This window comes from Helicobacter winghamensis ATCC BAA-430 (genome assembly GCF_028751035.1).
GTDB lineage: Bacteria > Campylobacterota > Campylobacteria > Campylobacterales > Helicobacteraceae > Helicobacter_D > Helicobacter_D winghamensis.
The window spans coordinates 1,452,199-1,467,830 of the sequence record NZ_CP063533.1 but is presented as its reverse complement, the minus strand read 5'-3'; the positions used below and the strand labels follow the sequence as shown (position 1 = coordinate 1,467,830).

Below are 15,632 nucleotides of genomic sequence, written 5' to 3'. Positions count from 1 at the left end.
GTTGCCTATGGGAGTGTGTCCATTTCATCCAAAACCTTATAAAACTAAAGCTTCGACATTTGCAACTTTTTTGTTTAAAAGAAGATCTTGGTTAGATGGATTGTATGAGCGCAGTTATAAAATGATGATGGGCAGGGTTAAAATGCCCGGATTTGATTTGTATGTTGTTAATGATCCAAAGGAAGTTAGGCATGTTATGGTAGATGATGTGAAAAACTTTCCTAAAAGTCAGCTTTTACACGAGCTTTTAGAGCCTCTTTTAGGAATGAGTATTTTCACGACTAATGATAAGATGTGGAAAAAGCAAAGGGAACTTTTAAGACCTTCTTTTGAGATGACAAGAATTTCTAAAGTTTTCAATCTTATGCGCGATGCTACAGATGATATGATGAGAAAGCTTGCAAGTTGTCAAAATGGTGCAGTTATTGAAGTGGATGCAATTATGACTTTTGTAACAGCTGATGTAATTTTTAGAACAATTATGTCCTCTAAGTTAGATGAAGCAAAGGGCAAACTCGTTTTGGAAGCATTTGGGACCGTGCAAGAGGAGACAACTAAGACGGCATTAAGAACAATGTTTTGCTTTCCTAAATGGCTTTCTAGGCTTTTAGGGGAAAATAAAAGACTAAAAGCTGCCTCTGTGATTCGCAAAGTTTTGTCTGATATTATCGCTCCTAGATATCATAATGCACAAAGTGATTTAGGGAAGTATGAGGATATTTTATCTTCTTTATTGCAAGTTGTTGATGCAGAAACTCATCAAAGATTTACATTTGAGGAGATTTTAGATCAAGTTTCTATGCTTTTTTTGGCAGGGCATGAGACAACTGCAAGCTCTTTAACTTGGACTCTTTATATTTTAAGCATAGCTCCTAATGAGCAAGAAAAAGCTTATAAAGAAATTATTAGGGTTGCAGGTGATGGAGTTTTTGAGATAGAACATATCAAAGAAATGCATTATGTAGCAAGTATTTTTAAAGAGGCATTAAGGCTTTATCCACCTGTTGGTTTTTTTGCAAGAGAAACAAGAGAAGATAGAAAAATGCGAGATAAGCTTGTAAAGAAAGGCTCGGGAGTTGTGGTTGCTCCTTGGCTTATCCATAGGCATGAGCGTTTTTGGAAAAATCCTCATGAATTTGATCCAACAAGGCACGAAAGCAAGAGTAATATTAAGAAGGATACTTATATGCCCTTTGGAATGGGAGAGAGAATTTGTATAGGACAGGGATTTGCTATGCAGGAATCTGTGCTGATTCTTGCAAATATTATTAGAAAATATAAATTAGAATTAGAAGAAAACTTTGTGCCAGATATTGTAGGGAGATTGACTATTAGATCGGCTAATGGAATGCGCATTAAATTTATCAAGAGAAATCAATGAGAGAAAAGTTAGCAGGCACAATTTTGCTGTGTGCAATTGTGCCTTTGGCGGTTGTTAGTTATCTTTTTATTGTTATAGTAGGGACTTTTGGAAAGACAGATAGAGTGAGACAGGGCGTAAGAGCTCTTGATCATTTCGTAAATGCAACATTATTTAATGGCTATGCTTGGGAATCTTTATCTTCACATGCTTGGAGAAAGAGAAATAAAAGATGGGCAAAAGTTATTATAAGGATTACAGATTTTTTTGATAAAGATCATTGCAAGAAAGCAAATAAAAGGGAGCAGCCCATTATAGATCTAGTTATTAAAAAAAAACTTACAGAACAGACAATTGGAAAACAATTATAAAATTTTGTTTTAATTAATGTTTTGTAAGCATAATGTGTAGTAAAATGGCAACTTTGATTAAAAGAAAATGGAAGTAGATGATTAATGTTGTGCATGCTCTCTTTTTTAGAGAGCTTAAAACTAGATTTGGAATCAATAAATACTTAGGGTATTTTTGGGTAATTGGTGAGCCTATGATGGTGATTTTGGTGATTGCTTCATTGGTTACTGCAATTAGAGAGTTTCGCCATCAAATTATGCCTGATGGGATTTCAATTTTTATGTTTTTGGTTATCGGGATTATTCCATTTTTTATGTTTAGAAGCATAGTTACACAGATCTTAAGTGGAATTCAAGCAAATTTAGCCCTTTTTGCCTATAAGCCTATTCGTCCTATCCATGTTTTTATTGCTAGGGCATTATTGGAGTTTTGTATTTATTTGACGATTTTTGTTTGTGTTATGTTTTTGGCGGGCTGGTTTTTTCATATGCATGTGATTCCGCAGCATATGTTAGAGGTTATGTTTTCTTTTGTAATGTTGGTTTTATTTGGTTTTTCAATGGGGATGTGTTTTGCGATAGCTGGGTATTTTTCTGAACCAATTCAAAAGCTTTTTGGGTATATTAATGCAATTTTATATTGGACCTCTTTTGTTGTGATTCCTGCTTGGATTATCCCAAAGCCTATTCTTGAGTATTTTTATTACAATCCTTTATTGCATATTATGGAGCTTTTAAAATATAATTTCTTTGTAAATTATCCTTTGTTAGATAATTACAACTACTATTATCCACTTATTTGTTTGGTTGCTATTCTTTTTTTGGGGCTATTTTTTTATTATTTTACTAGAGAAAAGTTGATTGCCACAAGATGATAAAATTATTAAATCTTACAAAATCTTATTCTCTCACACAAGGTGGTAGGCATTATGTTTTTAGAGACTTAACCTTTGAATTTCCTGATAATTGTAGTATAGGATTAATGGGGAGAAATGGAGCAGGAAAATCTACATTAATGAAACTTCTTAGTGGTTCTTTGTTGCCAGATAGAGGCAGGATTATTATTAATAAAAAGCTTTCTTGGCCCTTAGGTTTATCTGGCGCTTTCCAGGGAAGTCTTTCTGCAAGAGATAATGTGCGTTTTATTTCTAGAGTTTATGGATATAAAGGGGAAGCTTTAAAGGAAAAGGTAGAATTTGTAGAAGAGTTTGCAGAAATTGGCAAGTTTTTTGATGAGCCTATGAAAACTTATTCTGCTGGAATGGGAGCAAGAATAGCTTTTGGATTGAGTATGGCTTTTGATTTTGATTATTATTTAATTGATGAAGCAGGAGCAGTTGGAGATCCCAAATTTAAGGAAAAAAGCAATCGGATTTATAAGGAGAGATTGTCTAAGTCTAAGGTGATTATGGTTTCTCATAATGTATCAGAGATTAAGCAGTGGTGTGATAAAATCGTATTTATGCAAGAAGGCAAAGCGACTGTTTATGATGATGTAGATGAAGGGATAGCTGTGTATCAAGGAAAAATTAATGCTAAATAATTTTTTAGAAAGAGTTAAAAATTTAGAGATTTTACATTCCTTTAAAATTGTTATTATTCTCACTCTTTTTGTTGCATTTTATTATGTTTTTATAGCAGAAGATCGCTATGTAAGTGAGAGTATCTTAAGTGTAAAGGCAACGACACAAAGCACAGGAGAAATTAATGGTTTAGCTTCTTTGCTCAATAATGGTTCTTTATCTAATGAAGATATTTTGTTTCTAAAATCTTATATCCACTCGCTTGATATGCTAAAAATTCTTGAAGAAAAAATTAATATAAGAGAGCTTTATGCAGAGCAAACAATTGATCTCTTTTATAGTGTTGCATTGGAATCTACACAAGAAGGTTTATTGAAGTATTACCAAAATCGCGTGAAAATCTTGCAAGATGGTTTAGGAGATGGTATCTTAAGAGTTGATGTAGAAGGCTTTGACGCGCAAAGTGCGCATCTTATTGCCACAACAATCGTTAAAGAGAGTGAAAGGTTTATTAATGAAATCTCTCATAGGGCAGCTAGAGAACAAATGGAGTTTGCAGAAAAGGAGCTTTTGCGTTTTAAAGAGAGATACCAGAAAGCAAAAGATGATCTCTTAGCTTTTCAGAATAAATATGGAATCTTTGATCCATTAAAACAGGCAGAGGGAAGGTTGCAATTAATAGGGAGTTTAGAGGCTAAGATGGCAACCAAAGAAGCGGAGCTTTTAATGATGCAGAGTTATATTAATGAGAGTGCCCCACAAATTGTTACTATCAAATCAGAAATTGAAGCATTAAAGAAGCAGTTGCGTGTGGAAAAAAATAAAGTTGCTTCCCCTAAAACTTCGCAAAGATTGAATGATCTCGCTGCACAATTTCAGGATCTCTCAATTGAAGTTACTTTTGCGGAAAATGCTTATACAACTGCCCTAAAAGCTTATGAAACAGCAAGAATTGAGGCTTTAAGAAAAATTAAACAAGTGGTTGTAATACAAAATCCAAGCTTGCCACAAAGTGCGAAGTATCCAGAAAAAATTTATAATATCCTTACGGCTTTTATGATTTTTTCATTGGTTTTTGGGGTGGTTAAATTTATTAGAATGATTATAGAGGAGCATAGATATTAAAATGAAAAGAATTTTATTACTACTAATTTTTCCTTTGCTAGTGTTTGGTGCAGTAGATGTTTCTCAAATTTCAAAAGTTCAAACAATTGATGTGGTTGAATCTGAAATAGAATCTAAAGCAGAAAATACTACAGACAAAGAAGTAACAAAAGAAGAATCTTTAGTTGGGATTTTTGGTGAACATTTATTTAATGGAAATTTTACACAATTTAGACAGCACATTTATAATCCAGATTATAAACTTGCAGTTGGAGATAGAATTAATGTCAAAATTTGGGGTGCAACTGAATTTTCTAGCACTTTAGTGGTGGATTCTCAAGGAAATATATTTATTCCAATGGTTGGCGCAATTAATTTGCTGGGTGTTAAAAATAGCGCATTAGTAAAAGTTATTACAAAAGCAATCAATAAAGTTTATAAAAATAATGTCTTTGTGTATGCGGATTTGGATATTTATCAAAACATTTCTGTATTTGTTACTGGAAATGTCAATAAGCCCGGTCTTTATCAAGGATTGAGTTCGGATTCCATCATACAATATATTGATAAAGCAGCTGGTATTAATTTAGAATATGGGAGCTTTAGAGATATACAAATTTTGCGCAATAATAAAGTTATAAAATATGTAGATTTGTATGATTTTTTGTTAGAGGGTAGAATTGAGCTTTTTCCTTTTAGAATGGGTGATGTGATTTTGGTAGGCAGTGTGCAAGATTATGTGTTTGTTAAGGGTGATGTGCAAAAGCCCTTTAGATTTGAATTAGGAAAAGATATTCAAAGCTTGTTTGATATTGCTAGAGTATCCGGCGTTAAGCCCATTGTTACAAATGCAGTGGTTAGAAGCCATAGACAAGATAGACAACTTGTTGTTGATGCTTATGATAAGAAACAATTTGGAAGTGTGAAACTTTATGCTGGAGATGAAATAGAATTTAGACCAGATTATGTGGCGGAAAATATTAATATTAATATTGAAGGAGAGCATAATGGCTTGCGCTCTATTGTAGTAAGGAAGGGAACAACTCTAGCAGATGTTGTAAAAATGATTGCAACTAACAATCAATCTGATATTAACGCGTTGCAGGTGTTTAGAAAAAGTGTAGCTTTAATGCAAAAGGAGCTTATTAATGCGCAGCTTAAAGAGCTTGAAACTTTAGCTCTTACAAGCTCATCTGTAAATGCAGAGCAAGCGGCTATTAGAGCAACACAAGCAAAAACGATTTTAGAGTTTATTGAACGCGCAAAGCAAGCTCAACCTAAAGGACAAATTGTTATTGACGATGTTAGGGCATATGCATCTGTGGTTCTTGAAGATGGTGATGTTGTTAATGTCCCAAATAAAAATAATTTAGTAATTGTGCAAGGGGAGGTATCAATACCTGGAGCTTTTGTTTATTTGGATAAGAAAGATTTAAAATATTATATAGATTTAGCAGGTGGTTATAGCAAGAGAGCGGATGTTGGAAGAGTTTTAGTTATTAATAATAGTGGAAAAGCTAGCAAATATAATGGTAGATGGAATTCTGCTGATATTAAAGCTGGAGATTCTATTTTGGTGCTTCCAAAAGTAGATACACAAAATCTGCAGATTTTTGGTATGCTGACACAGATTTTATACCAAATTGCAATTGCAACAAATGTTGTGTTAAATTTGTAGAAGATATTTTATTGGAAAGGTTTGCATTGAGAAAGAATGTTGCTGTAATTTTAGCAGGTGGAATGGGAAATAGATTTGGTCTTGATATTCCAAAGCAATTTGTAAAATTAGCTGGGAAGACTATTATTGAGCATACGATAGAAGTTTTTTCTGAGCATAAGAATATTAATGAGATTTGTATTGTTATTAAGAAAGATTGGAAGAATAGAATAGAAGAAATTGTTGCTAAGAATAAATTTTCTAAAGTTAAAAAGATTATTTTTGGGGGCGAAGAAAGGCGGGATTCTTCATTAAGCGCTATATTGTCCTATGAAAATGAGAAAGAAATTAATTTGATATTTCATGATGCGGTTCGCCCATTTGTTGATAACAGAATTATTGATGATATTATAGAATCTTTGCAATATTGTAATGCGGTAGATGTTGCGATACCTTCCACTGACACTATCATTGAAGTAAAAGATGGTTTTATAACTAGTATTCCACAGAGGCAATTTATGATGCAAGGGCAAACACCGCAAGCTTTCAAATTGGAAACGATTAGACGGGCTTATTTAATAGCGGATAAAGATTCTGATTTTGTTTCAACTGATGATTGTGGAATTGTTAAAAAGTATTTGCCTGATGAAAAAATTCATGTAGTGATGGGTAGTTTGGAAAATATTAAAATCACATATCCATGCGATATAAGCATTGCGGATAAGATCTTTCAACTCAGAAATATAAGAAACGATTTTATACATAGTGAAAAATACTATCAAGAAAATCTTAAGGATAAAGTTGTTGTGGTGTTCGGTGGAGCATCTGGTATAGGTTTAAATATTGTAAATTTGACTAAACTTTATGGTGCTAAAGTAGAAGTTTTTAGTAGAACAGCTACCAATACAAATATTGCTTTGTTGTCTGATGTTGAGAGAGATTTGGATAGTGTTTATCAAAAATATGGTTCAATAGACTTTGTTGTAAATACAGCTTCTATTTTGATAAAGTCACATTTGGAATTTATGAGTTATGGCGATATTTTAGACACTATCAATATTAATTATCTTGGGGCAATAAATGTTGCTAAAGCATCGCTCCCATATTTGGAAAAGACTTCGGGGCAACTTTTAAATTTTGCTTCAAGCTCTTATACAAGAGGAAGATCCGGTTATTCCTTATATAGCTCTTCAAAAGCAGCAATTGTTAATTTAACACAAGCATTGGCGGAAGAGTTTAAAAGTGTTAATCAAGTGAGGGTAAATTGTATTAGCCCTCAGAGGACTTTAACGCCTATGCGTACAGCTAACTTTGGAAAAGAGAATCCTGATACCTTGTTGGATCCAAAAGATGTTGCTTATGTTGCAATTAACACCTTGTTGTCTGATTTTACTGGACAAATTGTAGAGGTAAATTTGGAAAAATAATGAGTAAATTATCCAAGCTAATTAAAACCCCTAGATTATTTTTTAAGGATATGTTTTTAAATCTTAAAAATAATGGTCGCGTTCCAAATTCGGCTTGTAGGGTTTTTTATACTGATTTTAGAGTAGTTTTGCATACGGGTGAAATTGCATATACGGCTTTAGTTCATCTTAACCTTTGGTATCCTTATTTTGAAGAATCTAAGGTAAAATTTGTAATCCTTGTTAGAAAATTGGAAGTATTTGAGTTAATGGTTGAAAAGTATCCACAGGCAAATATTGTTTATGCAAAAACAAAAAAAGAAGTAGATGAATTTTTTAATGTGTTTTCTGGGATTAGGGCTTGTTTTTATCCTTCAAACACAGGTAATAATATGAGCCTTCTTTATCAGACTCGAATTAAGCATATTTTTATTGGGCATGGAGATAGTGATAAAGCGTCGAGTTTTCGAAAATTCTTTAGAGTGTATGATGAGAATTGGATTGCCGGAGATGCTCATAGAGATAGATTTTTAAATGCTGGATTTTCTTTGAATGGCTTGCAGTTTGTTAAAGTTGGGCGTCCAACTCTTAAAGAAGTTTTTGATGAGATAGATTTAGGATGGAGAGAAAGATTTGGAGGGGATTTAAGACTATTGTATCTTCCTACTTGGGAGGGACTATATAAGGAGCAGGATTACTCCTCTTTGGAATTGCTAAGAGATAATCTAGTTAAAATAAAGCCCTTGCCTTTTGAGTTGTCTGTTAAATTTCATCCCCATATGGGAAATGGAGAAAAGAAATTTATATATTTTGATAAAGAGCTACAAAAAGAGAATTTAGCAGAGATTAAGCCTGTAGAGACTAATGTGAGTGAATTAATCAAAAAAACAAATCTCTTTATTTGCGATATTTCTGGTGTAGTTACTGAATGTTTGGCAGCAAATGCCCCTATTTTCTTGTATATTCCCAAAGAAAAAGAGATTAAAATTGCACAGAGTAATATGCCTTATGAGAAGTATTGCTATTTGTTTTCTTCGCCTAGTGAATTGTATGATAGCATTAAAAATGTATTAGAGGGGAATGATTTTTTAGCAAAAGGAAGACTTGAAGCACAAGAATATATCTTAGGGAAAGAAGAGACGCTCAACAATGCTTTTATTGGACATCTAAAACAGTTTGGGGAGGATATATGTCTAGAGTAGTTTATGATTCTATAGTATTGCTTCAAAGTGGAGAGAATGCAAAAGTGGGATATAATCATTTGTCCTATTGGATTCCAATCTTTTTAGAAATAAATGTAAAATTTAGTATTTTGGTTCGTGATAGAATTTTGTATGACAAATTGAAGAGTCACTTTGAGTTATGCCATATCATTTGCGCGCCAAGTGTGGTAGAGGTTGAGGATAATATATTTAAATTTAAAAATTTAAAAGCAATTTTTTATTTATCACATCATCCAAAAAATATTCACTTGTTAAATTTTTCTAGATTTAAGCATATCTTTATCGGGAGCGAGAACTCTATTAGGGATTCTGCCTTATCAAAGGTAATTAGGGCTTATGATGCAATTTGGCTACCATCTCAAGCTGGAGTTGAAAAGATGTCCCAAATAGAAGGTTTATCGACAATGGAAGTGATGAAGATTGGTAAACCGCAATTGCTTGATTTATATAGCGTAAAAAAGAAAGATAATCTAGTGTGTGTGCTGTCTAATTTTGAGAGCTTAATGTCTTTTGTGATTATGCAAACCATCATAAAATATGCTTTTAATCATCAACTCTCTGTTGATTTTATAATAACTTCTAAAAAAACTTATGCTTTAAAGGCTTTTTATAGAAAACTTGATGGATTACTTGCCATAAATGCTATCAAGTGTAGAGTGCATCGCAAAATGGAGAATGCAATATTTGCTGGTTGCCAAGGATTGGTGTGTGATTTGCGCACATATATAGAGAAATTTTTAATGCTTAATGCTCCTATTTATACTTACATTCCAAATGAAGCTTTTATGCAGGATTTTTTAAAGGATAAATATGTTTCTTTAGATGGGTTGTATCTTTTTTCAGATTTAAATAGATTTGAAATGTTTTTAAATGAAGGAGATTTTAAAAAGCAAGAAAGAGAAGCTTTTGCAGAATATTGGATTGGCAAATCTTATATTCTTAATAATACTTTTGAGAAGCTTTTAAGGGCGATAGAATGATGAGTGCTATTTACATAGATAGTAAAGTTAAAGGTGCAATTAGGCAACTTATTAGTTATTTTAAAGAAGGTGTGTTTAGCAGAGATAATACGGAAGTGGTTTTTAAAAGCTATAAGGAATCTTTTTTGTATTATAAGCAGGCATTAGAAAAATATGAAATCCCACATAGATATTTTTTAAATATCAATAGATTAGATATGAGCAAATATAAGGTTGTCTTCTATCTTTTTAACGCACAATCAAATTGCAGAATCTTGACTTTTAGAAATGCTAAACATATTTTTGTTACGCATGGAGAAAGTAATAAGCTTGCAAGTATAAAGCCTATTATAAGGATTTATGATTACATTATTTGCGCTGGGGATGTTGGGGTAAGAAGGTATTTACAGTATAAAATTTTTACACAGGATGATGTCTGTCGATATAGAGTTTTGAAGATGGGAGATACTTTTATTGGTGGCAATCCTTATAAAAAAGCTTATCAAAAGGAGGGGGCTTATATTCTTTATGCGCCAACTTGGGAGGGCGGAATCAAAGCGGAGCAGTATAGCAGTCTTAGTGCGGATTTGTATGCCTTTAAAAAGATTGCTCAGTATGCAAAAATTGGCGGGTTGGAAAAAGTTCTTATTCAGCCACATCCAAATACGGGACATAGAGATAAGAAATATAGGCAGTATTTGGAGCAAGGTATAAGTCTTTTAAGAAAAAATGCTTTACAGGTAAATATTCTAGGATATAAGCATAAGGGATTTTTGGCGAAACTATTCAATAGAGGAGCTATTAAAGCAACTGAAACAACCTATCGCATTTATAGAGCATTTGTTGATGTTTCTGCTATGGAAATTCAGCTTTTAAATAAATTGATACAAACAAATATTTTTATAAATCAAGCAGAAAATGTAATTCCTAAAGATTTTCTCTTGCAAGACTATTATAACCAAATTGCAGTAAAAGAAAGTGGCGATTTTGGGCTTGTAGAAAATCTTGAGCAGATTAGAGATTTTTATATTAGTTATTCTTTTGAAGAACTTAAAGATATGCCAAAGCACAAGAGAGTAGATTGGTTGGTGGATTTTGTAACTAGGGAGTAAAAGTGTAGCAATAGATTTGTTGTGTAAATGTTTGTTTTTATAAAATTAAGAAAGGTTGATTATGATTTGGAAAGAAGAAGATGTAGTGGATTTAACAGAAAGCAAAAAGGCTATTCAGAGTTCTGTGAGTAAATGGTCGCATATTGATGATGCAAATCGGGCAATTGATGCTAGTTTGGAAGATGTAAATTTTGCTTTTCATACGGGAATGGAGAATAATCCTTTTTGGATGGTGGATTTAGAGGGTGTTTATGCGATTGATTGTATAAGGATTACAAATCGAAAAGAGTTAAAACATCAAAAAATCAATAAAAATTTAAAAGTTGAATGCTCTTTGGATAAAGCAAATTGGATTAATCTTGATTTAAGTTTATTTGAATGGACGGATTTAGAAGTTTTAGAGATTAATGTGTTGCAATCCTTAAAGGCTAGATATATCAAAATTTCTTTAAACACTAGGGGGCATTTGGTATTAAGAAGGGTTGAGGTTTTGCAAAGAAGGTATCACTATATTGCTGGGAGTCGTTTGGATGGTCTTGGAATGCGACTTGCCACAATTATAAGCGCAATGTATGTTGCAGAGAAGCTTGGGGGAGAGTTTAAGTTTGTTTTTTCGTGGTTAAATGGAACAAACGATGATGGCAGATGTGATGTCAAAGGCCAAGAAGGTGTATCTTTTTGCAATCAGATATTGATGGCAGAGAAGATTTTTTCAAAAGAATTTTTGCAGAAACATCTGATTTCTTCAAAATATCGCTCCCATGGAAATGATATTGTGAATCTATCTTTTAAAGATTCTAAGAGTAGCTTTCTAAGACATAAATGGGGTGCCTTTACAGGCAAAGTGGGTCCTCATAAATGTATGCGTGATCTTGTGCCAGAAGAGGCTTTAAAAGATTTAAAAAAATGCTACGAAAGTATTCAGTGGTCAGATAGGTGTGCGCAAATGATTCAAGAAGTGGAATATATTTGTAGTGACATTATTGCTAATGATTTTGTGATAATGCATTTAAGGGGGGGGGAAGTGGTTCTTGGAGAATTTAGAATCGCACCAGAATTATGGATGCATACTAAGCATTTTCCCTATGAGGTTGCAATTGAGATTGCAAAGATGGAGTGGGAGAGAAATCATATCGTTATTATTGGGCAAGATTTCAAGTCTAATCGGATTTTAGAAGATTATTTAAATCAGATTAAACCTAATAAAGATATTCAAATTTATTCAGTGGATTCTCTTATTGAAGGGCGTTACAATTATACAAATCAAGAAAGAGCATTTTTTGATATGAATTTTTTAAGCAAGGCAAAAAAAATTTATTCTACGGGTTCTTCTGTATTTTCAAATACGGCAAGTATGATTGCTGGGAGAGAACTTGTTTGTTCGTTTTATGATATTTATAGCGATGAAGAACTTTATAATATTATTCAAAAGAATATTCATTGCTTAGAGATTGGAAATTTACATAGAGCGTATTGTTATTATAGACTTTATGCTTTTGCAAAAAAGCTTAATAAGCCGCTTGATGTTGCATATCAATGGTTATCTAAGGCGATGCAGGAAGATTCTGAAAATGATTTTTATAGAGTTGCTATGGTAGATTTGCTATTTGCAAAAAGGGATTTAAAAACAGCAGATGTTTATTTGAAAACAGAGTGTCTAAATAGAGAGCATTTTTTTGAAGCGATTTGGGGATTACATAATGTGATGAATAAATGGGCTTTTCCTATTTATGATCCTTTGAGGGATAGGTATTTAAAGTTTGCTAGTGCGAAATATCCCTATATCAGCTATATGGCAGCAAAAATCTCTGTTTGTAGAAAGCATTTAGATGATGCTTTGAAATTTATTGATGATTCTTTAAAAGCAGAGCCTGACAATCAACAATTTTTATCTTATCAAAAAGATATCAAGGCTTTATTGTCAAAACCAATGAAACAGGCAAAAGATCCAAAACAGCTTTCTCTGACTAAACTAGAACAATTCTCTAAAGCCAAATCTTCTCATAAAAATAGCACACCTTCTGCTAAAGTTAGAATCCAAAATCAGCTTTCCTACAGATTAGGACAAGAAATGATACTAAACTCTAAATCTCTATCTGGTTATATGAGAATGCCCTATGAATTATTATGTATTGTTTATAAATACAAACAAGAAAAAAAAGCTTATCAAGAAAAAATTAAAAAAAATCCTTCTTTGAAATTGCCTCCTTTAGAATCTTATGCGGATTATAAAGAAGCATTGAAATATAAAAATCATCTTTCTTATAGGCTTGGAGAGGCTTTGATTGAAGCAAATAGGACTTGGTGGAGGGGAGGATATATCAAGTTTTTGTTTGAGCTAGGAACGATTAGAAATAGGTGACGAACATTAGTTATGATATAATAATGTATAAATTTTAAAGGATATAGAAATGAAAATTGGAGTTTTAGGAGCTGGGATTTCTGGATTATCTATTGCAAGGCTTTTAAAAGATGATTTTGAAGTAGAAGTTTTAGAAAAAGAGCCTGTTGTTGGAGGCATAGCTAGAACCAAAGATGTTGATGGGGTAGCATATCATGTAAATGGAGGACATTGCTTTGCATCAAGGTATGAAGATGTAAAAGAGTTTGTTTTTTCTAGTGTTTTAGAGAAGAATAAATGGAATTCTTATGTCAAAAATGCAAAAATATTATTTAAAGGACATTGGATTGGCAATCCTATAGAAAACTCTGTTTTAGAGATCGATAAGTTTGATACAGAACTAGCCTTTTTAATTACTAAAGAAATGCTTAATGCATCTTATGAAAAAGGAAAAAATCTAGAAGAATGGTTCATAAATCATTTTGGACCAACTTTAGCAAGAGAGTATTTTATACCTTATAATACTAAAATTTGGGGTATTGAACCCAAAAATATGGATAGCGTTTGGACTATAGATGATAAACAAATGAAGCTTCCTATACCCACTAAGGAAAATTTTTATAAATCTTTGGTAAGTGGAAAAGGTGTAGATGGTATGGTTGAAGCAAGTGGATATTACTACCCAAAGACTAACAATCAGAATACCTTTATAGAAGCAATTGGGAATGGAGTAAATATCATTTTAAATTATCCTATAAAAAGCATAGAGAAAAATGCAAAAAAGTGGGTTATAAATGGAGAGAGAGAGTATGATGTGATTATTAATACTACTCCATTGGATGCAATAGTTGATATATTAAAGGATATTCCATATGAAATAGAAAAATATTTTAGAAACTTGAAATTTAATAGAATTTCAAATGTGTTGTGTGAGACTGATGGAAGTGTGGATTTTACCTGGGCATATATACCGGATTGCGATATAGGTATTCATAGAACTATAAATATGGGGACCTTTTTTACGCCCAATAGGAACTATTGCCTTGCTGAAAGCTTGGGAAGTCATTCTATAGAATATTTTGAAAAGGAGATTAAAAAACTTCCATTCTTAAAAAGAATTGTCGGACATAATATTACCGATCATGCTTATGTTTTGTTTGATTTGAATTACAAAGACTCTAAAGAAAAGGCAATAAAATATTTGGATTCCTTGGGCATTATTTCTCACGGGCGTTTTGGTGAGTGGGAATATTATAATATGGATATATGCATCAAGAGATCTATAGATTTGGCTAAAAAAATTAAAGAAATGAAGAAATCGCAGACCGATGATGTAAAAACTAGATATACTTTAGCCTCATCTACTTGGGATGAAAAAGAGTTACAAGCAATTCAAGAAGTTATCAAAAGTGATATATTTACAATGGGTAAGAAGGTTGCAGGGTTTGAAAAAGATTTTGCTAGGTTTGTAGGATCTAAGTATGCTGTAATGACAAGCTCAGGTTCAACAGCAAACTTAATTGCCACAGCAGCATTATTTTATACAAAGACTCCACGATTAAAAAGGGGTGATGAGGTGATTGTGCCAGCTGTTTCTTGGAGTACCACTTATTATCCACTTTATCAGTATGGATTGAAGCTTAAATTTGTAGATATTGATTTGGAGACGCTTAATTATGATTTAGAAGCTTTAAAAACTGCTATTACAGATTCTACAAAAATGATAATGTGTGTGAATTTGCTAGGAAATCCTAATGACTTTGATGCTATTAAGGCAATGATTTCTAACAGGGATATTATTTTGTTGGAGGATAATTGTGAATCTATGGGTGCAGAATACAAAGGTAAGCAAGCTGGAACATTTGGGGTTATGGGGACATTTTCCACCTTTTATTCTCATCATATGGCAACGATGGAAGGGGGGTTTGTTGTAACTGATGATGAGGAGCTCTATCATATTTTATTGTGTTTAAGGGCGCACGGCTGGACTAGAAATTTGCCAAAGGATAATTTGGTAGCCAAAAAGAGTGATGATTGGTTTAGTGAGTCTTTTAGATTTGTATTGCCCGGCTATAATGTGCGTCCTGTTGAAATGAGCGGTGCAATAGGAATAGAGCAGCTTAAAAAACTTCCAGATTTTCTAAAGCATCGCAGAGAAAATGCAAAACTATTTTGTAGTTATTTTGCAAATCACCCTGATTTTATCATACAAAAAGAAATCGGTTCTAGTTCTTGGTTTGGTTTTTCCTTAATTATTCGTCCTGATTCTAAAATACAAAGAAATGAAATTATCCAAAAGCTAGAAAAAAATAATATTGAATATCGCCCTATTGCCACAGGGGATTTCACACAAAATGAGGTGATAAAATATTTTGACTACACAATCCACAAAGAGCTTAAAAATGCAAAGTATCTTCAAGAAAAAGGATTTTTTGTAGGGAATCATCAAGTGGATATTTCTGATTCTATTAAATTATTTGCCAAAGTTATCGGCGGGGGGGGGGGCATAATCTAGTTGCCTTTAGTAGCATTAAAGATTTTAATGCTACTTCTATTATTTTTACTATTTATTTAGCTTCTTCTATAAAAAACAATAC

The 15,632-nt window shown here is 32.6% G+C and carries 12 protein-coding genes and 1 pseudogene; all 13 read left to right on the top strand.

Annotation, left to right across the window (positions count from 1 at the left end):
* Positions 1–7 precede the first annotated feature (7 nt).
* Positions 8–1,381: a cytochrome P450 gene (locus IP358_RS07550; protein ID WP_006803036.1), complete on the top strand. Its 1,374-nt coding sequence runs from the start codon at positions 8–10 to the stop codon at positions 1,379–1,381.
* On the top strand, positions 1,378–1,731 hold the full coding sequence (locus IP358_RS07545; RefSeq protein ID WP_006803037.1) for a hypothetical protein: 354 nt from the start codon (positions 1,378–1,380) through the stop codon (positions 1,729–1,731). Before IP358_RS07550 ends, IP358_RS07545 begins: the two co-directional genes overlap by 4 nt.
* A gap of 77 nt (positions 1,732–1,808) precedes the next feature.
* Positions 1,809–2,585 carry a capsule polysaccharide transporter KpsM gene (gene kpsM / locus IP358_RS07540; RefSeq protein ID WP_006803038.1) on the top strand — a complete coding sequence of 259 codons (777 nt, stop codon included), beginning with the start codon at positions 1,809–1,811 and terminating at the stop codon, positions 2,583–2,585.
* Positions 2,582–3,253: an ABC transporter ATP-binding protein gene (locus IP358_RS07535; protein ID WP_006803039.1), complete on the top strand. Its 672-nt coding sequence runs from the start codon at positions 2,582–2,584 to the stop codon at positions 3,251–3,253. The genes kpsM and IP358_RS07535 overlap by 4 nt, the downstream gene beginning before the upstream one ends.
* Positions 3,243–4,358 (top strand): capsule polysaccharide transporter, encoded by a 1,116-nt coding sequence (locus tag IP358_RS07530; RefSeq protein ID WP_006803040.1) that lies wholly within the window; start codon positions 3,243–3,245, stop codon positions 4,356–4,358. Before IP358_RS07535 ends, IP358_RS07530 begins: the two co-directional genes overlap by 11 nt.
* 1 nt (position 4,359) lies before the next feature.
* Complete coding sequence (locus IP358_RS07525) at positions 4,360–6,015, top strand: polysaccharide biosynthesis/export family protein (RefSeq protein WP_006803041.1); 1,656 nt, start codon at positions 4,360–4,362, stop codon at positions 6,013–6,015.
* Positions 6,016–6,041: 26 nt separating this feature from the next.
* Positions 6,042–7,421: a bifunctional cytidylyltransferase/SDR family oxidoreductase gene (locus IP358_RS07520; protein WP_006803042.1), complete on the top strand. Its 1,380-nt coding sequence runs from the start codon at positions 6,042–6,044 to the stop codon at positions 7,419–7,421.
* Complete coding sequence (locus IP358_RS07515) at positions 7,421–8,602, top strand: hypothetical protein (RefSeq protein ID WP_006803043.1); 1,182 nt, start codon at positions 7,421–7,423, stop codon at positions 8,600–8,602. Before IP358_RS07520 ends, IP358_RS07515 begins: the two co-directional genes overlap by 1 nt.
* A complete protein-coding gene (locus IP358_RS07510) occupies positions 8,590–9,603 on the top strand; it encodes a hypothetical protein (RefSeq protein WP_006803044.1) in 1,014 nt (337 codons plus the stop codon). The genes IP358_RS07515 and IP358_RS07510 overlap by 13 nt, the downstream gene beginning before the upstream one ends.
* Complete coding sequence (locus tag IP358_RS07505; RefSeq protein ID WP_006803045.1) at positions 9,600–10,694, top strand: hypothetical protein; 1,095 nt, start codon at positions 9,600–9,602, stop codon at positions 10,692–10,694. Before IP358_RS07510 ends, IP358_RS07505 begins: the two co-directional genes overlap by 4 nt.
* A gap of 61 nt (positions 10,695–10,755) precedes the next feature.
* The gene (locus IP358_RS07500; protein ID WP_101313251.1) at positions 10,756–13,056 is read left to right on the top strand and encodes a discoidin domain-containing protein; all 2,301 of its coding nucleotides are present in this window, start codon (positions 10,756–10,758) and stop codon (positions 13,054–13,056) included.
* 49 nt (positions 13,057–13,105) lie between these two features.
* Positions 13,106–14,353 (top strand): annotated as a pseudogene (locus tag IP358_RS07495) (protoporphyrinogen/coproporphyrinogen oxidase); the annotation flags it as partial.
* Positions 14,345–15,550, top strand: coding sequence for a DegT/DnrJ/EryC1/StrS family aminotransferase (locus IP358_RS07490; RefSeq protein ID WP_370525634.1), 1,206 nt, complete (start codon positions 14,345–14,347; stop codon positions 15,548–15,550). The pseudogene IP358_RS07495 and the gene IP358_RS07490, both read left to right, overlap by 9 nt.
* Positions 15,551–15,632: the final 82 nt, after the last annotated feature.

What these genes read in the sequence shown, in the direction of transcription:
- IP358_RS07550 (WP_006803036.1), top strand. Translation starts at nt 8, where the DNA reads ATGGGAGTGTGTCCATTTCATCCAAAACCTTATAAAACTAAAGCTTCG.
- IP358_RS07545 (WP_006803037.1), top strand. Translation starts at nt 1,378, where the DNA reads ATGAGAGAAAAGTTAGCAGGCACAATTTTGCTGTGTGCAATTGTGCCT.
- kpsM (WP_006803038.1), top strand. Translation starts at nt 1,809, where the DNA reads ATGATTAATGTTGTGCATGCTCTCTTTTTTAGAGAGCTTAAAACTAGA.
- IP358_RS07535 (WP_006803039.1), top strand. Translation starts at nt 2,582, where the DNA reads ATGATAAAATTATTAAATCTTACAAAATCTTATTCTCTCACACAAGGT.
- IP358_RS07530 (WP_006803040.1), top strand. Translation starts at nt 3,243, where the DNA reads ATGCTAAATAATTTTTTAGAAAGAGTTAAAAATTTAGAGATTTTACAT.
- IP358_RS07525 (WP_006803041.1), top strand. Translation starts at nt 4,360, where the DNA reads ATGAAAAGAATTTTATTACTACTAATTTTTCCTTTGCTAGTGTTTGGT.
- IP358_RS07515 (WP_006803043.1), top strand. Translation starts at nt 7,421, where the DNA reads ATGAGTAAATTATCCAAGCTAATTAAAACCCCTAGATTATTTTTTAAG.
- IP358_RS07510 (WP_006803044.1), top strand. Translation starts at nt 8,590, where the DNA reads ATGTCTAGAGTAGTTTATGATTCTATAGTATTGCTTCAAAGTGGAGAG.
- IP358_RS07505 (WP_006803045.1), top strand. Translation starts at nt 9,600, where the DNA reads ATGATGAGTGCTATTTACATAGATAGTAAAGTTAAAGGTGCAATTAGG.
- IP358_RS07500 (WP_101313251.1), top strand. Translation starts at nt 10,756, where the DNA reads ATGATTTGGAAAGAAGAAGATGTAGTGGATTTAACAGAAAGCAAAAAG.
- IP358_RS07490 (WP_370525634.1), top strand. Translation starts at nt 14,345, where the DNA reads ATGAAGAAATCGCAGACCGATGATGTAAAAACTAGATATACTTTAGCC.